Source organism: Diplocloster hominis (assembly GCF_032380655.1).
Classification (GTDB): Bacteria; Bacillota; Clostridia; order Lachnospirales; family Lachnospiraceae; genus Diplocloster; species Diplocloster hominis.
Window position 1 is genome coordinate 20,017 of the sequence record NZ_JAWDIY010000036.1, and the last position, 21,674, is coordinate 41,690.

The window sequence follows — 21,674 nt, forward strand, 5'->3', positions numbered from 1 at the left end:
TCTTACCTTCCTTTTCTTTCAGCCGTCATCCGGATCTCTTTGTATTCCTGGGTTGCTGCCAGTACCGCTTTCTCGATCGGCATCCGTTCTGCCGCGGAACCGCCGATGAAGCCCTGGGCGTTCGTCCGTTCCAGTACATATTTGACCTCTTCCGGTCCCTTGATCGGGCCACCGTGGGCGAATACGATCACGTCCGGATTCACCGCTCTGGCCGCGTCGAAGATCCGCTGGCTCAGTTCACATGCCTCATCCAAGGTCAGGTTACTCTTAGCTCCCATCAAACCGCCCACGGTGGAACCTACATGGGAGGAGATGGCGGGGCATCCGGTTTCCGCCAGGATTCTCGCCTCATCAGGGGTAAAGGCATAGGCCAGAGAGAACATTTCCATCCGGTGCGCCTCGGCTACAAAGTCAACTTCCCGGTCCCAGCCCATTCCGATGGCAGCCATCTGTTCCATGATGGAATCACCGTAGATCTTCATCATGAACGGGTTGATTCCTGAGATTCCCGCTTCCCAGAGTTTCTTTAAATGTTCTCTGTGAGGAAACAGCGGATTTGTTCCGCCGGACAGGGACAGTACCGGCGTATCCTTTACATTTGCCACGATTTCCGGAGCCAGGCTGAAGATCACTTCGTTAATATCGGAGTAAGGCATAAGCGGCGCCAGGGACCCCTGCCCTTTCATTCTCCAGTAGCTGGTCGCCGATACACAGATCAGGTCCGCACCGCCTTTTTCCTGTAATTTCGCTGTCAGGCCGCTGCCGCAGTTGGGCATGAACAGCACCTCTTTTTTCTCGATTTTCGCTCTTAAGAGATTAATTACCTCATCTTCTTTAAAACGCTTTGCCATGTTCTCTTACCTCCTGATTTATATGAATTTATTTAAAAATGTTTCCGTGTTCACAGTGATGATCCGCCGCACTTCTGCCGCTGTAACCAATCCGCTGTCCGTCAGCCCATCTGCCAGGTCCTCCAGATTCTCTCTGGTATCCGTCTGCTCGTAGAAAGGAAAATCACTTCCGAAAAGCAGATGCCCCGTACTGCCCGCCCAGCCCTTAACTGTCTGCAGAAGCTGCTGCATAGGCCAGTTCAAAGTTTCCTTCGTCTTTCCAAAGTTGGTGCTTACGTCCGCATAGATGTTGGGATGCTTGCGAAGCAGCATGGCCGTCTCCTCGTACCAGATCCGGCCGGCATGGCCCAGGATAATCTTAAGCTCAGGAAATTTAAGCGCTGTCTCATCCATATAGACGGGGCGGCCGTAGATATCCCCGTAAGGCCTGACACCGATTCCTCCGCTGTGGAACAGGATTGGTTTCCCGTACTCCTGCATCTGCCGGTAGACCGCGTCCAGGCGCTCATCATTTGGGTAAAACCGCTGCATATTACAGTGCAGCTTCAGTCCCGCAAAACCCTGATCCTCCATGCAGCTTCTCAGGAAATCCACACTGCCCGCTTCAAAAGGATTCAGTGTACAGAATCCCAGAAGCTTCTGATCCGACTGCCGCACCGCATCGGCCACATATTGGTTCAGGCCGCGTATGTCCTGGTTTGTCAGTTCCGGCCCGAAGGCCAGGGCGCTGACTACCGTCCGGTCGATTCCGGCCGCCTCCATGGAGGCGAGAAGTCCGTCGGCGTCAAAGGAAAAACGGCTGTTTCTGTTCTGAAAATATCGGCGCATTGATTCGGGATTTCTGTCCATGGGCCACAAGTGTGAATGTATATCAATTACCACCGGAATCACCTCTCTTATCTGTTATCTTTCCGTTTATAGAATTATCAACAAATGTATATCTCTTACATCCCGCCTGGCCGGTTCCGCTGTAATCCGATAACCCGATACGGCTTCCTTAGATATTGCCTTATCAGATTCCGCTTTATTCCACATATCCGAAACGTTCGATTGCTGTTCTTAATTCTTCCTGTTCTTTCATGGCTTCCTCAAGAGGCCGCCCCTGCTGCACATATTCTATAGCCTGGAGCATGGCCCGCACTCCGGCCGCCGCTCCCATGGGATGCCCCTGGACCGCTCCGCCCGGCGCCAGCATAATGTCTGTACCGCAGTCTTTCATATAACGTTCCACGACTCCCGGATGGACACCTCCGCCCATCGACGGCAGCGTCGGTCTGATCTTCCCCCAGGGCAGGGACAGCTGATGTGCGGTCTGGATATATTTTAACCGCTCCAGCGGATAGCCCCCGTACGGGGTGTTCATCATCACAATATCCGCTCCGCATAACCTGGGCAGCTTTCCGATGGCCAGATCGCTGCCCATGCCGCTGTTCACCCCTTCATAGAACATACCGGAGCCGGCATAGTGGCCGAGTATCGGAACCGGGCAGGTGCTGGCGATGTGCTGCAGCATACTGTAACCGATGGTTGCGAAATTTAACATCAGAGCTTTCGCTCCCGCTTCGAGAAGCCGTTTTACATGATCTTCCTGTACGGACGCGCTTTCGGTGGCATTTACCACATAGATCGTTTCTTTTCCTGTCTTTTCGTAGGCAGCCCTGGCCGCTTCATTGTAAGCCTTGACCCGCTCTACGGCCGGAGAGAAATCCGGATTGCCCAGGAGTTCATCATCCTTGATAAAATCCACGCCGCCCAGGGCCGTCTCATAGAAAATACCGGCACCGGTCTTCGGGCTGTGGCCCGTACACGGTTTGATCATATTTAAGAGCAGCGGCCGGTCTTTTACTCCGGTTAACTCCCGAAGTCCCGCGATCCCGAAGTTGGGCCCGTGAAACTGCCTTACGAATACTTCGGGCAGCTGCAGATCCAAAAGCTTCACCTGGGCAGAGGTGGACGCGTCATTGCCCAGCAGGGTGGTCAGCAGCATCGGCAGTGACCCTTGAAAATTCACGTAAGGGTAAGCGATCTGGATAAAATAGTCTTCCTGCTCCCCAACGCTTTGGGTAGACAGATCATTGGGCGGCGCTTTCAGAATCCGTATCACTTTTCCCATATGGTTTCTGCGCATTGCCTCATCGATGCCCGGCACGGGCACCCAGGTGCCGATGGTCTGCCCCACCGCCATAGCCGACGCCTTGGCCGTTATATCCGTCCCCCGCGGCAGCCTGATATAATAGACAGCCAGCACATAGTCCTGTCCCTGTATCTCCTCCGGCAGGCAGAATAATTCTTCCTGTTTCATGCTTACCTCCATTTGTGTTTACCAGCACATATAAGCAGGGCGAACATGATATTCAACCCCTTACTCCCCAGTTACCGTAACTCCTGTCTCATACAGAATCCCGTCCCGTATCACCTGGACTTTCATCTTCCCGTGCAGTCCTTCTTTGCTGATAAATTTATCGGTCTCACGGGAATCGCTCTTCTGAAAAGTACCGACACACATGGCCTTAAAGCTGGTTGCCGACGTGGATATGTAATACCGGTGTACTTTACCGCTGTCCTCGGTCAGCAGCAGCATAACCAGTTCGCCCTTTTCAAATTTCGCGTTAAACCGTATCCTGTCTTCTTCCTCCGTGACAGAGGCCTGACATCCTTCCGGCAGCTGCTCCCCGGCTGCCTCGGCCGGTATCTCCGTCTCGAATTCTTCCGTGATCCCCAGTGTCCCCAGAAGCTGTCCTTCCCCCAGCTGCGCAGTCTCTCCCGCATAATATAACGGCAGTTTTCTGGCCCGGTAGCAGTTGGCCGGAACCTCCAGCTCGTAGACCACCTGCCCGTCAACCAGTTCACAGGTAATGGAATTCAGCGTCAGTTTGTCTTTATCCGGTCCCATCAGCGCCATGGAACCCAGTTCCTCACTGGGCTTACCGTCTATATAAGCGATTCCACCCGAATGGACCATGTAACGGTCCTCTGCATAGTACTCCACATTGGATATATAGGGTGAGAAGAAATCGCTTCCCCGTTCCCTGCCGTACTCCCAGACCTGGCGCACCGTATGATTTTTACGGTCAATCCGGTACCGGACTCCCCTGGAATAACTGTCCGCGGCCTTCTGGTATTTCTCCGGGTATTTACTCCGGAAATGTCCGTTGTCAAACAGCATCAGATCCCCGTTCGGCGTATAGATCACCCCATGCTGTTCATACTGGTACTCAAACGGTTCCCCTTCCGGTTTCAGAAAATACCGACTGACAAAGTCCTCCGGCCACTCATCCGGATCTCCCAGCACCCAGTTCAGGGCCCCTGTGTCATAATCCAGGTTGATTACCACGTCCTGATGCCGTCCGGAGATGGTCAGGCTGTTGGTGTCTTTTTCATACCAGATCGAGTTATTATGGAACCAGTCCCTGTCATCCCAGCTGCCCGATTTTCCGCAGTTCTGAGGCAGGACGGATTTGTAATCCCAGCGTTTTAAGATCTCTCCCGTGTCCTTGTGGATGAGTACACAGACATCCTCCACCGTAGGGGCATCCGCATCCTGGGTCAGCACCAGGATATTGCCGTCCTCCATCACAAACTGGTCGTGATGGTAGCCGCCGGGCAGCCGGTATTCCCGGAACACCTTGCCGCTTACCGCCATCTCGTACAGTCCTGTGGTATAGTACGGAAGGCCCGTCAGACGCTCCGTACCCACCAGCAGATGTCCGTTGGGCAGCCGCTTCAGCGCAAAGTTCAGATTCGCGTCCGAATACCAGCGGATATCCCCGCGGTAATCCACCGCCACCGGTTTCGATCTCACCGCCGCGGTGAGCCACATCATCTGATCCCCCATATAAACCGGGTCCGTCTCACAGCGGGTGGGCTGCGGTACCCGTTCGTTCATGGGGCCGGTCCGGATGACCACCTCGCCGCGTTCTCCGGTGGACAGGGTCAGTAAAACATGGTTGGCCGTATCCGCGTATAGTCCGTAGACCGGCAGAATGTGTTCACACTGTGCCGGAAATGTGTGAACCACATTTCCGGCTGTTTCCTTTCCGGACACGGTGACCGTAACCTCTGCCGGCACGCCGGTCCGGAACAGGACCATGGCGGTTAACGGGGCCAGCATGTAGGGATTGAGTTTCACCAGGGGATTCTGAACTGTCCAGGTCCCTTCTGAAAATTCTTTCAGGAAAGCCTGTTCGTTCTCCCGCTGGGCAGTAATGATATGTTTTTTCTTTCTATATTTCATCCCATTTCACTTCCTGTTTTCTTGGAATACACCGTTTTATTTCCACTCGTTTCCGGCCCAGTAAGGCAGATAGACATGGCTCCGGTAGCAGGTGCAGAAGTTGCCGTTATAGCGGGCTTTGAATACCACTTCATCGTTTAAGAGTTCCACGAACAGGCAGTTTTGTACCGGGGATGTCAGGAAATCCCAGTACCCCTGGGTCTGGCGTCCTTCGTTGTCAAACATGGTCGCGGAGAAATCAATCCAGTAATGTCCGGTTCCCAGATAATCCGCATTCCCCATTACGGCGGAGTTTCCTTCGATGCCCAGATCCCGGTCGGAGGCCCAGAGCTTTTCCACTGTCATATGATCCTCATCCACGCGGTAGAGAACGGCTCTGGATGACTTGTTGATCACCTCGATACCCAGGTTCTCCCGATACTTGTGATAGGAAACCATATTGTCAAAGATCAGCAGATCGCCGTTCGGAAGAAGGGTCACTTTATGCTGTCCATGAGGATAGAAGAACAGGTCCCCCTGTGCTTTCAGGATTTTGCCGCGAAGTTCTTCCGGTATTAATTCCTTCTGGGGATCATCCGCCGGTTCGGTCAGAATCCATTTTATTTCCCCGGTGGCCGCGTCGTATTTCACCAAAGCGTCCTGGTTCCGGGCTGAGAAGATAAAGCAGTCGTCGGAAGCATCGTAGACGATAGAGTTCATATGGCACCAATCCAGCGTCTCCGGGCGCTCCGGATGTTTCCGGCTGCGGTAATGGAATACGGATTCCGGAATCGGGAATATCTTCTTGGCATCCCATTCCCGGACGATCTCACAGGTCTTACGGTCAAATTCCACTATATAATCTTCCTCGCGGTGGCTGCCGGGTTCCCGGGTCAGCGCGACGATGTTGCCGTCAGGCATCTCGATGATGTCATGATGGATGCCGTCGCAGAAGTATTCGTGGACAAATTCACCCATCAGATTGATTTCGTAACAGCTCTGGGTATAATATCCGGTTTCCGCCTTCTCGGAACCGATCATCATGTTTCCGTTTTTTAACGGCGTCATGGGACCTACATTTCCCAGAATAATATCGGAGAGATACCAGCGGATATCGCCGTTCCGGTCAAAGGCCGCCGTGTAGGAAGGTTTCTGTCCCGCAGCCTTGCCGGCGTCTGTCAGATGCATCGGCAGCGCATAGTTGCCGTTTACGAACACCAGTCCGTCCGCCAGTTTATTCCGTTTGATCTCCTGGATTTCTATTTTCTGCATATCCGCAGGAAGAGGAGCCGTCTCAATATGTACGGTTTTATATGCCTTGCTTCCGTCGCTTCCGATGGCCGTCAGGCGAACTTCATTATCACAGCCCGCATACAGTGCGTAGACCGGGATATAATGTTCCCTTGAACATTCCCCGAACGACTGGGTGAATGTGCTCTCCCGGTCCTTACCCGGCGTTCTCAGCACGATTCTGGTCTCCTGATCCGTCCGGAACATCAGCAGCGCGCTTAAGGGGGACTGTCCGAATGGGTCCACCACCAGATAGGGATTGTCAAATGTATAATCTCCTTCCGCATATTCTTTCAAAAGCTGTTCCCTTCGTAACCTCTGCGCAGGTTTCAGATCCTCATAAACTTTTTTCTCACTCATTTTTCTTACTCCTCCTTAAGTTCTATATTTTCAGGAATCCGGTCAGCATCCAGAAAGGTATGATGATAATGCACAGGAATACAGTGGCCAGCACGAACCGGATACTCCCCCATTTTAGCGTGGTCTTATTATCAAACATGCCGTAACTGAACAGAATCAGGAACAATACCCACTCATACGGGAAGAACAGCTGCTGAACGCCCCATACGAAACCGTAGGACGCGCCTACTGCTGACAGTCCCAGCTTTCCTGCTATCTCGATGATAGAGGGTACCAGCGCGGCCGTGGCGGCCATGGGAGTCATGAACATATTGAAAATCACACCGAACGCGTAAGCCACCAGTATCATGCCGAAATTATTAGCTCCGCCCAGCAGCGGCAGTGTCATATCACCGATCATGGAGCTGAAGCCTACCGCATTGGATACACTTCCGATGGCCATACAGGAAGCGGTGAAAATAATAATCGGAAAGTTCGTCGCCTGAAGATCCTCGATGGGGGAAATGTGAATTCCCGGAAGGAAACAGGCAGCCGCACCCAGCATGAACAGCCAGCCGGGATCGATCTTCGTAAACAGCATGCCAAGCAGTACCAGCGCGATGATAACCAGCATCTTCTTCTCTCTGAGCTGCATGGTGCCTAAAGATTTCGCTTCTTTTTCCAGGTGGTCTTTACTGGAGAACTGGACATCCTGTTTGAACAGGATCAGGATCAGCCCGGTACTGACTACCAGCCACAAAAGGGCGGGCAGTGCGTTGGAGATCAGATGCTGCATCCAGGTTACTTCGATACCCGCATTTTTCAGATGCTGGGCAATAATCATAATATTGTCATCTCCGGACATCCACACCCAGCGGGGCCCGATACCGGCGTTAAAGCCTGCGAACATGATGCCGATCCCTGTCTTGGTTCCGGGTTTTAAATCCATGGCCTTACAGATTCCAAAGGAGATCGCACAGAAGATGGTAACACGGCCGGTGATGTTGGGAACCAGCAGGGCTGCTATAATACCCGCAACCGCCATTCCGATCACGATTCCTTTATAGGAGCCTCCGGTTTTCCGGATACAGAAATACGCCATTCTTTTCATCAAACCGCTCTTATCAAATACAACAGCAATAATCAGGCCGCCCAGGATCAACCAGATGATGGAACCCGTCCACGGCGAAAACACCACATCCGCTCCCGCTATCCCGAACAGGATATAGAACAGATTCAGCAGGATTCCGGCTATGTACACCTGGATCAGATCCATGACCCATACCAGAATCGCCCAGAGGGTGATCGCCATAAATCCTTTCATCTGTAAGGTCACCACTTCGGTGGTCGGTACCAATAAAAAAATCAGTAGTGGAACCCCTAAAGAAATTACCCATTTTAAAATCTGTAATACATTGTTTTGATTCGTTTTTGCTGTCATCCCTTTTCCTCCAATTTTAAATTTCCGCTGCTAATTCACTGAAAAATCACCGCAATTCCTTTTAATAGCTGTTAGATGCCTAACATTTTTTCAGTCTTTTTCTTTGGTTCACACTCATTTGCTTCACCTCCGCCGGGATAATGTTCACGTTTCATATTTTTTAACATTTTACAAACAAATTCTAACATCTAGCTCTCACATTTACAACATTTTTTCTTACATTTTATTCATTTCGTGATAGCAAATAAATGTTAATCTCTATTTTTGTTACATTGTACCAATGATTTTCACCTTTTAATGTTTAAAACAACACTATTTTGTTAATAATTTGTTATGTTTTAACAAATTTTGTTAATCTGATCATTTTATAGCATCCTTATATTGATTTTATGCCTTAAAACCGTTATAATTAGACCGTCATAGGGAATCGCAAATACAACAAAAAAGGGGTATAAATTTGGGAAAAAAGAGCGAACGGATGAACCGTTTAATTGAAATGCTAAAGGAGCAGGAATCCATATCGATCAGAAAATTATCTGAAATGTTAAATGTTTCAGAAATGACGATCCGGCGCGATCTGAAATCATTGGAGGAGAATGACGTGATCAATCGCGGATATGGAAAAGCTACATTGAAAGAGACACCTCGGGAAGACTTTAAAGATGAAAATTATGAATTGCTTTCAGCGAAAACGAAGCACAACGATGAGAAAGAACGGATCGGCAAATACGCAGCCACTTTGGTGAAACCGGGCGATATCCTGATCCTGGATACAGGGTCCACAACGGAGAGAATCGCCAAATACATACCGGATGACATGGATCTGACGGTTATGTGTTATAACTACAATACGCTGGCTTACCTGGTTCACAAGCCCTATGTAAATCTCATATTTCCCGGCGGCTATTATCACCCGAACGGTCAGTTTTTTGAATCCCTGCACGGTATTAAGCTCATCGAGGAAACCCGTGTAACCAAAATGTTCCTCTCCGTATCGGGGATACACAAAACCCTCGGCATCACCTGTTCCAACAACTATGAAGTGCTGACCAAGCGCAGTGCCATCCAATCCGCCAGGACCCGGATCATCGTCACGGATTCCAGCAAATTTGGGAAAATACGGCCGGCCTATTTTGCCACTTTGGAGGATGTGGATATGATTATCACCGACACCGGCTTATCACAGGAATGGCAGGAATATCTGGATCGGTTGGGAATCCAGTTGGTTATGGTATAATGCATTTGACAATAAAAAAACAGCTGAAATCGAAAACGTTACTGTTTTGCTCCTTGTCAGGAACTGAAAACGGTAACGTTTTGCGTTTCAGCTATTTTAACAGCCAGATCAAAAGGTAATTATGGTTATACAGCCAGCTCAGGAAGGAACTGCGTCCGATCATCTCAAAAAAGGTCTGTCCGGTCTGCGTCCCCGCGAATACGGTGAGCAGCAGGAACCCGATCCAGATAACCAGAAGCCCTTCCGCCGCTCCTAACACCAGCCCTGCCGTTTTGTTCACGCCCCGCAGCACCGGCAGGTTCGCGATAAAGTCAAACGTAAAGAGCGTAAACCGCAGTACCAGTGTTAAAATCAGGAAAACGGCAACGAACGCGATGAGATTGACAATGGCCCCCGCCAGATAAGCGGCGATAGTTTCATCAAGCCCCGTGGCTTCCAGGAAGGAACCCTCCGCAGGCGCTTCTGACTCCGTCTGCGGGCCGCTCCCATCAGCCGCCCCGGGCTCTGACTCTATCTGCGCCAGCATATTCCGGATAATACTCGGGAGTTGAATAGAAGCGCCGCTTCCTGTATTTCCATCTCCCGCGTTTTCCCCATCCGCCGTATCACCATCATGTTCCGCATCCGTCTCTCCCAGCTCTGCCACCACTTCCGCTATGTTCTCCTTCACCGTACCGTACAGAGGCGTATGGTCTTTCAGGAAATCACTCACATAGGGAGTAACAAACCAGACCACCACCATCGTCACGATCAGAGAGAGAAATGAGATAAGAATCCGAATAAAACCTTTGTGATAACCGTTGACCGTCAGACCGGCCAATACGATCACAACTGCTATTAGTAACCAGTTCATGTGTGCCACCTCTTTTATTTCAGTTTAATCTGCCGCGTATTCGAGGAATCCACCACTATAAATTGATTCCCTTTGTTCTTTGGAATGATATCCAATATATTCCTTGTCATGGTTCCCGTAAATTTTTCCACACCCTTCAGGTTATATATTGAAAACTGTTTCTGATAAAACATCAAAAGCTGGTCATCGTATATTTTGATCCGGTCAAATTCCGTATCCAGCTTCTGGGTCAGAAGCAGGCTGCCCTGCGGATTATAGATCCTGGCGCTGAATTTACTGGCATTATCCGCAGAGGTCACCACGATCCCGATATGATTTTCGTCATAAAAAATATCCACCAACTGTTCCCCTTCTTCCAGCGGAACTTCCGCCGAAAGCTCCGGGATCTGTTTTCCCTCGAAAATAAGAAACCGGTCGTCCCCGAAAGCCACCGCGTGTTCATTATCTATAAACACGGTACGCGGGAACAGCACGCTGTCTACAATCTTACCGCTTACCAGCTTGTCCGTATAATTCTGCCCCACGGAGCCAAAATTATAAAAGGCCACATGTGTTTTCAGCGCGCCTCCGTCCAGCTGCAGATAGGATACGATGACCCTGGTATTGTCATTGGAAATATCAATATCTACCGGGTACCCGGAAATATCCAGGGAGGTCTTATTTTTGGCAAGCGGTTCCCCGCCGCTTTTGTCATAGATATTGATCCAGGTGGTGTCTCCGTCCTCCAGCACTACAGCTACCGTTCCCAGTTCCGAGACACGGAACTTCTGAATCGGAAAGTTGGTGTTCACTTCTCCCTGATTCCCGTCAGCGTCAAAGAGAAACAGCTTTGTTCCCTTGATATCGCCAACCGCCGCCATATTTCCACATAGATCCACCGTGGGGGACTGCATTTCATAAGTATAAGCCCACAATGTATTATTCTGGGCGTCACAATAAGAGACTCCGTCCTTATTGTATTTCAGGATCTGCCCCTGAAATTCCATGTACTGAGTCGTCACTGTATCCTCACGTTTGATATCGGTTTGCACTTCGTACTCTTTATATTCCCGGTTCTGCAGGTAAAAATAGGCCGCCGTTCCAATCATGCCTAATACAACCAGCACTGCCAGTATCTTATAAAATTTTAAAATCCGGTAGCGCCTGATTTCTTTCTTTACGGAAGCCGCCTCATCCACGGAGACGATCTTTCCCCTGCTTTCCAGTTCTTTCTTCTTTTTAAAATATTCCCTTGCGTTCGGCAAAGTTTTACTCACCCTTTTATATATTATGCCCGTGTTGTCCGGCGTGTTGGTATCTAAAGAATCTACGGCATTATATCACGATCACAGCAGCAATCATGATCCCTCCGTGGGATGCACACTCCGCGCCAAGGAAACCACTCCGGCGCAGCTATAATGTCTACGACATTATATCACATATAAAACACGTTATCAAAAAAATAAATGTGAAATTTGTATGACTCTATCAAATTATGCTGCTATTCACGGCTTACTTTGGTAAGCTCATAAAACTAATATATCACCAAAGCAGGGCAGGGTAGGCACGGGAAGCGGGGACGGAGACGGGAGACACAAGTAATGGGGCCCAAACCGCTTGAGGCCGGGCCTTAGAATAACTTACGCAGATGACGGGAGAACCTCGCAGGGCCTGGAACACTGTCCGAGCCGTCCTATGGCGAGTTTGTTCCGGGCCCTGCCAATAAGAGGTTCTCCCGCCATCGGAGTTAGTTGTTCTTAGGTCCGGCCGAAGCGGTTTGGGCCCCATTACTTGTGTCTCCCGTCTCCGTCCCCGCTTCCCGTGCCTACCCTGCCCGGCCCTTCAACTGATACCTATTTTATTTACATTCTTCAATGTAAGCGGATTTGACGGATGCCGGCGGAGTCAATTACCATATATTGATATTTTTTGTCTCCGGGAATAATCTCCAGGATAGGCAACGGCATATCACCGCTGTATCTTTTCCGGCCGTTCAGGTCATAGATCTGAAGGGTCTTGTCCCTGCACAGGAGCAGCTGATTCTTGTATAGTTTGATTTCGTCATATCCCTCTTCCAATTCTTTTGTAAACTGCCGGGCGCCGTCTGCACTGTAGATTTTCAGCAGAATGGGGGCTCCCTCCTGTTGTCTCACCGTCATTCCGATATATTGGTCATTAGAGAAATAGTCTAACACCCTCTCTTCTTCCGGGAGGTCGATCTGCTTGAAAGGTTCCGGTATTTCATTTCCTTCAAACAGGAGCATACTGCCGCTTCCCAGGGCCGCCGCATGAGCGGAATCCAGGAAAACCACCTGCGGGAATATGGCGCCTTGTATTATTTTACTGCTGACCAGTTGTCTTACCGTCTCTGAGCCCACTTTCTGTAAGCGGTATAACGCAATATGGCTTGTGGATGCGGTGTGTTCGGGCTGCATATCCAACTGCATATAGGAGACTATGAGCTTAGTACCGTCCGGCGAGATATCCAGGTCTGCAGGGTATCCCATCCTGTCCTCGGGTACACGGCAGCCGCCCAGGGAATCTCCGGTAAGACCATTGTAGATCTCAAGACGGCTGTCTTTGCCCTCCGCAAGAATAACAGCCACCAGCCCTCGGTCCGAAACCCGGTACCGCCGGATTGGCAGCTGTGTATCTATCCCTCCTCTCTTACCAGACGTGTCAAACAGGAGTATCCGGTTTCCCCGGATATCCCCCATTGCCGCCATGGTACCGCAGGTATCGGGAAATGGATTCTGCATCTGATAGCTGGCGTTCCATTGACGCTGGTTATCACCACTGATATAGGTGACGCTCTTGGTGTCATATTGCAGGAATCCGCCGCAGAATTCCTGATATTCCATTCCTTTTGAACTGGTCATGACCTGATTCGACTGCACCTCATAAGCCTTGTAGGTGCGGCCCGCTAATCCGGCGGCCGCAGCGGCCACAGCGATAATGGAAACACACAATACCGCCGCGATCCCCTTTGTATGTTTACCCTTTGGTACAGATTTTTTTCTGCCGGTATGGAACTTCTTTAAAAATCTGTTTTTGTTAATCTTCTGCTTTTTTCTGAAATATTCCCTCGCATTCGACAATAGATTTCACCTTTATGGCAGCTGGATCTTATCTCCCGCCAGAATCCGGTCTCCGTTGTCGATGCCGTTCAGCTGGCAGATCTCATCCACTTTACTATAAGTTCCATATAATTTTTTACTGATTTTAGCCAGCGTGTCCCCTTTCTGTACGGTATAATACTGACCGGTCAGAGAATTCGATGCCGGTTCGGCCGGAGTCTCGGGCTGGTCTGCCGGCTGTTCCACAGGCTGCTCCCCTGCCGGATCTCCCGGCTGGTCAGCCGGCTGTTCCCCTGCCGGATCTCCCGATTGGTCTGCCGGCTGTTCTCCTGCCGGTTCTGCCGATTGATCCGCAGGCTGCTCCGGGGTCTGGTCTGCCACAGCCGCCGCGCCAGGATCTGTCTGTTGATCCGCAGGCGCTTGTCCCTCAGGCTGGCTCCCATCGGCCGGCTGCTGTCCCGCCGGTTCCTGTTGGTTCTGGGGGGATGTCTGAGGAACCACATTGCCCGCTACGCTCTGTACCGGAATGCCATCCGTATTCTGGCTTGTCCCTCCGTTCTCCGCGGTTATGGTATCATTAATATTATTCAGAGTCGCCTCGATATTCTGCATTTTATCATAATTATTAATCATATTAATCCCGATCACAAAAACGATCAGCACCAGAAACGTACTGGCCGTATACATAAAGGTCATAATCCGTTTCTGATGCCCGGTATCCTTCTTATCCTGCATGACCGCCCGGAAGCTTACCGCCGCGGTATCCGGCACTATCTCCACCGGCTCGATGCCGGTTCCTTCATGTTTATAAATCATATATTCCTGCATCGGCTCATTTTTTTCATAATAAATATAATAGCCGTGCTGTTTTACAAGCTGTCCATTTTCATAGAAAAAGAAAGCATCTTCCTTTTCCAGAGGCTCTCTCATAAAAAATACTTTTTGATTGCCGGCAAAATTCTTCGTATGGGCGCTTAGAATATCTTCGCCAGCCTCCAGGGCGAAGCCCGGCATGGACATATACCATCCCACGATCTCCCGGTTATCGAAAAACTTCTTGATCGTCTCATAGATGCCTGTCCAGGTATCCTCCGTAAACCGGATGCCCTCTTCGTCTTTCTCCACATGTTCCGCTTCAATCGCGCTGTTGATAAACAGGTACTGGCACCCCTCCTGCCGTTTCGCTTCCCCCAGAAGCACCGCCGTTTTCGACTCGGCATCCTCCGTATCTGCCAGCTGATTCAGGTATGTAACTACATAATCTTCCACATATATTTTCTTCTTATCATCTATAACCCCTATTTGTCTTACGTTCTTAGGAAGCCTGACCGGTTCCGTCTCCCCGCCGCCGGTCTGCTCTTCTTCATTATATATTACCTCGATCATACTCACACCTCGCTTCAACCCTTTTCCAGCATATTACCACAATCAACCCAACAGATTTTATCGTTTTATGTCACCAAATCCTAAGTTCTTACCGACATTATTTCCCTTCCTTCGAAAACCGGCCGTGAAATATGTAGTATTATGGTAATTTATGAAAGCGGCCTCTTTCTTTGCGCCGCAGTGCGATTTCGCGGGGCGTTTTATTTCAGAGGAGCAGGCGGGAAGCAAACAGCAGATTATCCACAATAAAGTTCACTTTTCCCGCCGTTATCCACCCTACCTCATTTTCCCCGTGTCCATGCTGCAGATACAAAACAGGATATTCCCGCTCCATTGTATGATCATACCCGGGAGGCGTATATACCAGGCAGCTTTCCCACGTCATAGTCACCGCCGAATAATAATACTCCCTTCGCACGCTTCCATGAGGGACCTCTTTCAGCCGATAAAAATCCTCCCCCATCCCATCCAGCACCAGCTGTACAAAATGAAAACCGGTGCAAAATGGGAACAAAAGCTTCCAGACCCCTTGCGGCCCCCGGGTACAGCCATATTCTTTTTCCCCGATGACAAATGACACCCTGTCAGCCTGGGGTGCCTTTATTTTCAGAAATATCCTGCCATCCTCATCCCTCTCAACCGTCTCTGGCTGCCCCTTCCACGGCAGCACCGGATCAAAAGACAGCATCTGCCAAATACCCGCCTCCCCCTTTTTGCCCACTTTATAGTTAGTTTTTTACATTTTCCTCCATAAAAATATCCCCAAAATTCCCCCGGCGAATAATACCGGAAAAATGGGTAAAACTTAAAACATCTGGTTGTAAAGTGTAAAAGGTTGAGCAAAAAAAGATGTTCATCCATACCAATATGTACCAAAAGAGCATGCATGGAGGAAAAGATGAGACCTAAATCTTCAGATACGGTTTATTATATAAATCCGAAAGGAATGCGGGCGGTGAACCGTTTTTGCGGTACCCTGCAGAAATTAGTGAAAGAGACGGGCGGCAGCGGAAGGCCGATCGTTTTTGTTTGTATTGGAAGCGACCGGGTGACCGGGGATAGTTTGGGCCCTTTGATCGGGTATAAGTTAAATAAGAGCCCGTTTGCTTCCCGCTTTATTATCTATGGGACGCTGGAATATCCGGTTCACGCGCTGAATCTGGATGAGACCATAGGGCATATAAAAAGCACCCATCCGGGTGCGCTGGTGATCGCCATCGATGCTTCGCTGGGGTCTCCGGGACATTTGGGATACGTCACATTGGGAAAAGGGTCTTTGCGGCCCGGAGCCGGGGTAGATAAGGATCTGGCCGAAATCGGTGATATCTTCATTACCGGAATCGTGAATGTATCGGGTTCTATGGAACAGCTGCTGCTCCAGACTACCCGGCTGTCCGTGGTGATGCAGATGGCGGATTTTATCAGCTCGGGTATTCTGGCCGCAGCGAAGAGGCCATTGTTTACTACAGCGATTTACGATGAGGTGTGGGGCATCCAGGACTTGCATTTTTCCGAGTAAGCCCGGGCGATCTCCACAAAGCCGCAGTATTTGTCCGTATAGGCTATGACCAGTACTTCCGGATTGGTGGGAATCGGCAATGTCACCGGCCACATATGTTTCAGGATAATTTCCCGCTCCAGATCATTCAGATCGAAATATTGTTCTGCATTTGTAAGCGCTGCTCTGGGATGCGTCATGGCGTGAAAATGTTCGCCGGTTTCCCTGGCATGTGTACGCCAGTCATACAAAAACAGATCATGCAGCATTCCTGCCCTGGCCGCTGACCGGGCATCCAGATGCAGAGCTTTGCAGATACAGTAATTATAGTAGGCCACGTGAAGACAGTGATCGTAACAGGATGTATCACAGTGATGCGGAAACTCTTTCATCTGTAGTACCACCGGATGTTCCGCGATATCCCGGATGACCTCATAAAACTCTCTTTTATCCTCGTCCGTAGCTGCTTGTTCTACGCTTTTAATTAACTTGTGCATTGGAACCGCCTTCTTTACAAAAATGGAAATAGAAGCTCTTCCCTTCTATTCCCATTATAATACGCATTTCTAAGGAAAAAAACCTAATTTTCCTTAAGAATTTCTAATTTTTTTGTAGATGCCTTCCGCATCCAGTCCATATTTGTGGATCAGGGCTGGCGCGGGACCGGATTCACCAAACACATCATTGACACCGATCTTCAGTACGGGAGTCGGGGCTTTCGCAGCGAGAGCGTCGCAGACCGCGCTGCCCAGTCCGCCGATGACGGAGTGTTCTTCCACGGTGACCACTTTTCCTGTTTCCTTAGCTGCGGCTACGATCAGATCTTCGTCTAACGGTTTGATCGTATGGATGTTGATGACTTTCGCCTGGATTCCATCTGCTGCCAGCATTTGTGCTGCTGCCAAAGACTCCGATACGCACAGGCCGGTGGCTACGATGGTTAAGTCTTTTCCTTCCCTTAAGACTACGCCTTTACCCAACTCAAATTTGTAATCCGGATTGTCATTGATCACCGGTACGGCCAGTCTGCCGAATCTTAAGTATACGGGGCCGTTATGCTCGACGGCGGCACGGACAGCGGCTTTTGCTTCTATATCATCCGCCGGGCTTAACACTACCATTCCGGGCAGCGTTCTCATCAATGCGATGTCCTCATTGCATTGATGGGTGGCGCCGTCTTCGCCTACGGAGATACCGGCATGGGTGGCGCCGATTTTTACATTTAACTGAGGATAGCAGATGGAGTTGCGGACCTGCTCAAACGCGCGGCCAGCCGCGAACATGGCGAAGGTGCTGGCGAAGGGAATCTTGCCGGTGGCCGCAAGGCCTGCGGCTATCCCCATCATGTTAGACTCTGCGATACCACAGTCGATATGGCGGCCGGGATATGCTTTTTTGAATACTCCCGTCTTGGTCGCTGCTGCTAAGTCGGCATCCAGAACTACCAGGTTCGGGTACTCGGCTCCAAGTTCCACCAAGGCATTACCATAGCTTTCTCTCGTTGCGATCTTCTTTACTTCTGACATAATGCTTCACCTACCTTTTCCAAATCTGCCATTGCCACGGCGTACTGCTCATCATTGGGCGCGGAACCGTGCCAGGATGCCTGGTTTTCCATAAAGGATACGCCTTTTCCTTTTACGCTGTGAGCGATAATGGCGGTGGGGCATCCCTTAATCTCTTTCGCCTCGTTGAAAGCTGCGGCGATCTGATCAAAATCATGAGCATCAATATTGATTACATGGAAATTAAACGCTTCGAATTTCTGATCGATGGGATAAGGAGAGCATACATCGGCTACCGAACCGTCGATCTGCAGACCGTTATTGTCCACAATTACAACCAGGTTATCCAGATTCCTGGCGCCCGCGAACATGGAGGCCTCCCATACCTGGCCTTCCTGAATCTCACCGTCGCCCAGCAGGGTGTAGACACGGTAATCGTCATTGCTCAGTTTCGCAGAGAGGGCCATCCCCACTGCCGCGGAGATTCCCTGCCCCAGAGAACCGCTGGACATGTCCACGCCGGGAATGTGTTTTTTATCCGGATGCCCCTGAAGATAGGAGCCAATGTGGCGAAGGGTTTTCAGATCCTCTACCGGGAAGAATCCTCTGTAAGCCAGTGTGGAATACAGGCCGGGAGCGCAATGTCCTTTGGAAAGGACGAAACGGTCTCTGTCCGCTTTGTCCGGTTCTTTCGGATCAATGTTTAATTCTTCAAAATACAGATACGTAAATAGGTCTGCTGCGCTTAAGGATCCGCCGGGATGTCCCGATTTTGCACTGTGTACGGCAGTTACAATACCTTTGCGGATCTCATTGGCAGTTTTCTGTAACTCTAATTTGTTCATGTTCTAACCACCTTTTCCTTTATTCTCCAAAGACAGCTTTATACACTGCCTGGAATTTCACAATATGCTGATTGGTTAACGGTTACCTGACATTACGCCCTATTCCATAACCTGGGCTTTCAGCGCTTTCAGCCGCTTCATCACGTCATTCCCGCCGGCTGCGAAATAGTCGCTGAGCGTCTTATATTCTTCATAGAGCTTTTTATATACCGCCACATTCTCCGGGATTGGTTTGTAATATTCCTCTTTTACCTTACCCATCACTTCCGCGGCCTCGAAGATGGAATCATATCCGCCGTTTGCTTTTCCGGCTGCCACGGCACCGAACATGGCCGCCCCAAGGGCCGGGGTCTGGTCGGATGCGGAGATCCGGATCTCGCGGTTCGTGACATCGGCATAGATCTGCATCATCATCTTATTTTTCTCTGCGATACCGCCGCAGGCGAACAGCTCATCGATCTTCACGCCATTCTTCTCGAACGTTTCGATCACCAGGTTCGTACCGTAGGCGGTAGCCTCGATCAGGGCCCGGTACATCTCTTCCGGTTTGGTCAGCAGCGTACAGCCCAACATCATACCGGTCAGGTCGTAGTCCACATAAGGAGTCCGGTTGCCGTTCCACCAGTCCAGAGCCAATAATCCGCTTTCGCCGGGTTTTAATTTCTGCGCTTTTTCCGTCAGCAGCTGGTGTATACCGATCCCTCTTGCTTTGGCTTCCTCCGTGTAAGCAGCGGGCACACAGTTTTCAACCAGCCATTCGAAATGATCTCCCACACACGCCTGTCCGGCCTCGTAAGCAAAATATCCAGGCATAACACCGTCTTCTACCACGCCGCACATACCGGGTACGATCTCTTCCGTCTCACCTAACAGTATATGACAGGTGGAGGTTCCCATTACCATCAGCAGCTGTCCCGGCTTCGTGATCCCGATACCTGGTACTCCGGAATGCGCGTCGATGATCCCAACCCCTACCGCAGTCCCGGGCTTCAGGCCGGTTTTCGCCGCCCACTCTTCGTTCAGTTCCCCGGCTTTCATACCGAGGGGGTAGATTTTATCGGACATTTTCTCTTCGACCAGATGTTCCATTCTGGGGTCCAGCGCTTTGAAGAAATCTTTGGAAGGATAGCCGTCCTGTTTATGCCAGATCTCCTTATACCCTGCATAACAGCTGGAGCGTTTTTCCACTCCGGTCAGCATGTAGTTTACCCAGTCCCCGACCTCCATGATCTTCTCCGCCCGGTCGTAGATCTCGGGGGCTTCATTCAGGATCTGCATGACTTTGGGTTCCATCCACTCTGAAGATATCTTACCGCCGTAACGGTTTAAGAAGGTTTCGCCTCTTTGTTCCGCGATCTCGGTTATCTTATTCGCCTCGGGCTGGGCCGCGTGATGCTTCCAGAGTTTCACATAGGCGTGAGGCTCTGATTTTAAATCTTCTTTATAGCACAGAGGCTCCCCGTTTTTATCGGTCGGGAGTATCGTACATGCGGTGAAATCGGTAGAAAGTCCGATGACATCCTCCCCGTCGATTCCTGCCGTCTTTAAAACCTCCGGTATCGTTATCTCCACAACCTCCATATAATCGGCCGGATGCTGAAGCGCCCAGTCCATCGGAAGCTTTGTCCTGCCGTCCGGAAGGTACTCATCCATAACACCGTGGGTATAAGGCTTCACGGCCTGCGCCACAATATTTCCGGTCTCCACTTCCACCAGTACCGCACGGCCGGATTGTGTCCCGTAATCAAGTCCAATTGCGTATTTTTTACTGCCCATAACATAACCCTCCAATTTTATATTTTTAGAATACTGTAAGGTATCTTATCAGTCAAGAAACAGATGGATTATTAATAAATAAATTTACTTATATTTTTCATTTTATTAATATTTTTCCCAGAATCTTTGGATTTTCCAGTTAATCCATACGATTTTCCGTTAATATTTCAGATGCCGCCTTGGATTTTTGCATTTTTATTATTAATAATTTTGAACTTCGCATTTATTTTTAAAACGCAGCTCGGGGATTAGGAATGGATCTTCGCATAGGAGGTACTGCCGCGGATAATCAGTTTCGGTTCATATTCCACATGGTAAATACTGGTCGGCTGGATCTCGCTGTTGTACGTATTCAGGGAGGCGATCTTTTTGACTACAATATCACAGGCGTCCCGGCCTTTCAGCACCACGAAATGCTCCAGCGTCGTCAGGGACACCCCCTGCAGGCTGGATATCAGCGTATTATCACAGCCCATAACCGAAATATCGGCAGGTATCTTATATTTGGCCTCCAGGAGAGCGTCCATAATTCCCACTGCGATCATATCGTCCAGCCCCACGATGGCTGTGATTCCCTTCTCATCCCGGATCAGTTCCTTTGTCATGTCATAACCCATCCGGTATTCAGAATCAATGCTGGGCATCTGCTCATTCCACCGCTCACCCGGACTTTTGATAATCACCTGATAGCCAGGCCCCATTCCCTCGAACTCACTGACAAAACCATCCACCCGCTTAATTCTCGCCGGAAGGCGTTTTAGAAGCGGTGTCGTTACGAAGGCTACTTTGCGGTGCCCTAATTCCAACAGATGTCTCGCCATCAGCCTCCCCGGCTTAGTGTTGTTCAGCTCCACCGTGTCCACGCTCATGGTTTCATCCCGATTCCCGATAATCACGATGGGAATGCTGGCGGACAGCTCGTCCACCTGTCTGCAGAAGCTGGGGCTGGATGTATAGATGATACCCATGGGCTGGATAGACTTCATCATCTTCAGATATTGGTCTTCCAACTTCAGATCCCGCTGTGTATTACAGACGAATACGCCGTATCCGTTTTCTTTGGCCACTTCCTCAATCCCCTGCAGCAGCATGACATAATAGGGATTTGTAAGCGTCGGGCAGAATACCACGATCAGTTTTCCGCCTTTGCTGTCTTTACGGATCCGGCGGCGGGGCACTTTGTAACCCAGTTTCGTGGCTGCCTGCTCCACCTTCTCCACGGTCTCCTTTGAAAATGAGACATTATACTTTTTATTCAATACCATCGAGACCGTCGCCTGCGACACTCCTGCCGCTTTGGCGACATCCGAAGAAGTGACTTTATTCTTCCCCATGCCTACCTCCGCAAGCCCATTTTCCCTATCTCAGGATGATTTTTCTCACA

18 protein-coding genes are annotated in these 21,674 nt (G+C 50.1%); 2 read left to right on the forward strand and 16 right to left on the reverse strand.

The genetic code is table 11. The annotated features are described in order from the left end of the window. Positions 1 to 2: 2 nt before the first annotated feature. The 6 genes from ABC831_RS22170 to ABC831_RS22195 form a co-directional block, all read right to left on the reverse strand. Complete coding sequence (locus tag ABC831_RS22170) at positions 3 to 851, reverse strand: phosphoenolpyruvate hydrolase family protein (RefSeq protein WP_343250252.1); 849 nt, start codon at positions 849 to 851, stop codon at positions 3 to 5. 18 nt (positions 852 to 869) lie between these two features. Then, on the reverse strand, positions 870 to 1,742 hold the full coding sequence (locus tag ABC831_RS22175) for an amidohydrolase family protein (protein WP_343250253.1): 873 nt from the start codon (positions 1,740 to 1,742) through the stop codon (positions 870 to 872). A gap of 133 nt (positions 1,743 to 1,875) precedes the next feature. Continuing rightward, a complete protein-coding gene (locus ABC831_RS22180; protein ID WP_343250254.1) occupies positions 1,876 to 3,153 on the reverse strand; it encodes a RuBisCO large subunit C-terminal-like domain-containing protein in 1,278 nt (425 codons plus the stop codon). A 60-nt stretch (positions 3,154 to 3,213) separates the two neighbouring features. Continuing rightward, positions 3,214 to 5,085 carry an aryl-sulfate sulfotransferase gene (locus tag ABC831_RS22185; RefSeq protein ID WP_343250255.1) on the reverse strand — a complete coding sequence of 624 codons (1,872 nt, stop codon included), beginning with the start codon at positions 5,083 to 5,085 and terminating at the stop codon, positions 3,214 to 3,216. Between the two features lie 36 nt (positions 5,086 to 5,121). Next, complete coding sequence (locus ABC831_RS22190; RefSeq protein ID WP_343250256.1) at positions 5,122 to 6,714, reverse strand: aryl-sulfate sulfotransferase; 1,593 nt, start codon at positions 6,712 to 6,714, stop codon at positions 5,122 to 5,124. Between the two features lie 22 nt (positions 6,715 to 6,736). Further along, a complete protein-coding gene (locus ABC831_RS22195; protein WP_343250257.1) occupies positions 6,737 to 8,134 on the reverse strand; it encodes an SLC13 family permease in 1,398 nt (465 codons plus the stop codon). A gap of 457 nt (positions 8,135 to 8,591) precedes the next feature. On the opposite strand from ABC831_RS22195, the gene ABC831_RS22200 reads away from it, so the two are divergent. Further along, complete coding sequence (locus ABC831_RS22200) at positions 8,592 to 9,371, forward strand: DeoR/GlpR family DNA-binding transcription regulator (protein WP_343250258.1); 780 nt, start codon at positions 8,592 to 8,594, stop codon at positions 9,369 to 9,371. A gap of 91 nt (positions 9,372 to 9,462) precedes the next feature. On the opposite strand, the gene ABC831_RS22205 is transcribed toward ABC831_RS22200, so the two are convergent. From ABC831_RS22205 to ABC831_RS22225, 5 genes are all read right to left on the reverse strand, one after another. Continuing rightward, positions 9,463 to 10,224, reverse strand: coding sequence for a CvpA family protein (locus tag ABC831_RS22205; protein WP_343250259.1), 762 nt, complete (start codon positions 10,222 to 10,224; stop codon positions 9,463 to 9,465). 14 nt (positions 10,225 to 10,238) lie between these two features. After that, positions 10,239 to 11,480, reverse strand: a complete 1,242-nt coding sequence (locus ABC831_RS22210; RefSeq protein WP_343250260.1) for a DUF5711 family protein — start codon at positions 11,478 to 11,480, stop codon at positions 10,239 to 10,241. Positions 11,481 to 12,074: 594 nt separating this feature from the next. Continuing rightward, positions 12,075 to 13,301 carry a DUF5711 family protein gene (locus ABC831_RS22215; protein ID WP_343250261.1) on the reverse strand — a complete coding sequence of 409 codons (1,227 nt, stop codon included), beginning with the start codon at positions 13,299 to 13,301 and terminating at the stop codon, positions 12,075 to 12,077. 12 nt (positions 13,302 to 13,313) lie between these two features. Next, complete coding sequence (locus tag ABC831_RS22220) at positions 13,314 to 14,666, reverse strand: LysM peptidoglycan-binding domain-containing protein (protein WP_343250262.1); 1,353 nt, start codon at positions 14,664 to 14,666, stop codon at positions 13,314 to 13,316. A gap of 205 nt (positions 14,667 to 14,871) precedes the next feature. Beyond that, positions 14,872 to 15,387, reverse strand: a complete 516-nt coding sequence (locus ABC831_RS22225) for a hypothetical protein (protein WP_343250263.1) — start codon at positions 15,385 to 15,387, stop codon at positions 14,872 to 14,874. Between the two features lie 177 nt (positions 15,388 to 15,564). Between ABC831_RS22225 and yyaC the strand changes: the two genes are divergently transcribed. Then, complete coding sequence (yyaC, locus tag ABC831_RS22230; protein ID WP_343250264.1) at positions 15,565 to 16,185, forward strand: spore protease YyaC; 621 nt, start codon at positions 15,565 to 15,567, stop codon at positions 16,183 to 16,185. On the opposite strand, the gene ABC831_RS22235 is transcribed toward yyaC, so the two are convergent. The 5 genes from ABC831_RS22235 to ABC831_RS22255 form a co-directional block, all read right to left on the reverse strand. Then, positions 16,140 to 16,661, reverse strand: coding sequence for an HD domain-containing protein (locus ABC831_RS22235; RefSeq protein ID WP_343250265.1), 522 nt, complete (start codon positions 16,659 to 16,661; stop codon positions 16,140 to 16,142). The two genes, yyaC and ABC831_RS22235, sit on opposite strands and share 46 nt — an antisense overlap. A gap of 93 nt (positions 16,662 to 16,754) precedes the next feature. Then, positions 16,755 to 17,690 carry a transketolase family protein gene (locus tag ABC831_RS22240; RefSeq protein ID WP_343250266.1) on the reverse strand — a complete coding sequence of 312 codons (936 nt, stop codon included), beginning with the start codon at positions 17,688 to 17,690 and terminating at the stop codon, positions 16,755 to 16,757. Further along, positions 17,678 to 18,514, reverse strand: a complete 837-nt coding sequence (locus ABC831_RS22245) for a transketolase (RefSeq protein ID WP_343250267.1) — start codon at positions 18,512 to 18,514, stop codon at positions 17,678 to 17,680. The genes ABC831_RS22240 and ABC831_RS22245 overlap by 13 nt, the downstream gene beginning before the upstream one ends. Positions 18,515 to 18,613: 99 nt before the next feature. After that, entirely contained in the window at positions 18,614 to 20,290 is a 1,677-nt protein-coding gene (locus ABC831_RS22250) for a ribulokinase (RefSeq protein WP_343250268.1), read from the reverse strand. 248 nt (positions 20,291 to 20,538) lie between these two features. Beyond that, a complete protein-coding gene (locus ABC831_RS22255) occupies positions 20,539 to 21,624 on the reverse strand; it encodes a LacI family DNA-binding transcriptional regulator (protein WP_343250269.1) in 1,086 nt (361 codons plus the stop codon). Positions 21,625 to 21,674: the final 50 nt, after the last annotated feature.

Coding starts and splice junctions, on each gene's coding strand:
- ABC831_RS22170 (WP_343250252.1), bottom strand. CDS start 851: ATGGCAAAGCGTTTTAAAGAAGATGAGGTAATTAATCTCTTAAGAGCG.
- ABC831_RS22180 (WP_343250254.1), bottom strand. CDS start 3,153: ATGAAACAGGAAGAATTATTCTGCCTGCCGGAGGAGATACAGGGACAG.
- ABC831_RS22185 (WP_343250255.1), bottom strand. CDS start 5,085: ATGAAATATAGAAAGAAAAAACATATCATTACTGCCCAGCGGGAGAAC.
- ABC831_RS22190 (WP_343250256.1), bottom strand. CDS start 6,714: ATGAGTGAGAAAAAAGTTTATGAGGATCTGAAACCTGCGCAGAGGTTA.
- ABC831_RS22195 (WP_343250257.1), bottom strand. CDS start 8,134: ATGACAGCAAAAACGAATCAAAACAATGTATTACAGATTTTAAAATGG.
- ABC831_RS22205 (WP_343250259.1), bottom strand. CDS start 10,224: ATGAACTGGTTACTAATAGCAGTTGTGATCGTATTGGCCGGTCTGACG.
- ABC831_RS22220 (WP_343250262.1), bottom strand. CDS start 14,666: ATGATCGAGGTAATATATAATGAAGAAGAGCAGACCGGCGGCGGGGAG.
- yyaC (WP_343250264.1), top strand. CDS start 15,565: ATGAGACCTAAATCTTCAGATACGGTTTATTATATAAATCCGAAAGGA.
- ABC831_RS22235 (WP_343250265.1), bottom strand. CDS start 16,661: ATGCACAAGTTAATTAAAAGCGTAGAACAAGCAGCTACGGACGAGGAT.
- ABC831_RS22240 (WP_343250266.1), bottom strand. CDS start 17,690: ATGTCAGAAGTAAAGAAGATCGCAACGAGAGAAAGCTATGGTAATGCC.
- ABC831_RS22245 (WP_343250267.1), bottom strand. CDS start 18,514: ATGAACAAATTAGAGTTACAGAAAACTGCCAATGAGATCCGCAAAGGT.
- ABC831_RS22250 (WP_343250268.1), bottom strand. CDS start 20,290: ATGGGCAGTAAAAAATACGCAATTGGACTTGATTACGGGACACAATCC.
- ABC831_RS22255 (WP_343250269.1), bottom strand. CDS start 21,624: ATGGGGAAGAATAAAGTCACTTCTTCGGATGTCGCCAAAGCGGCAGGA.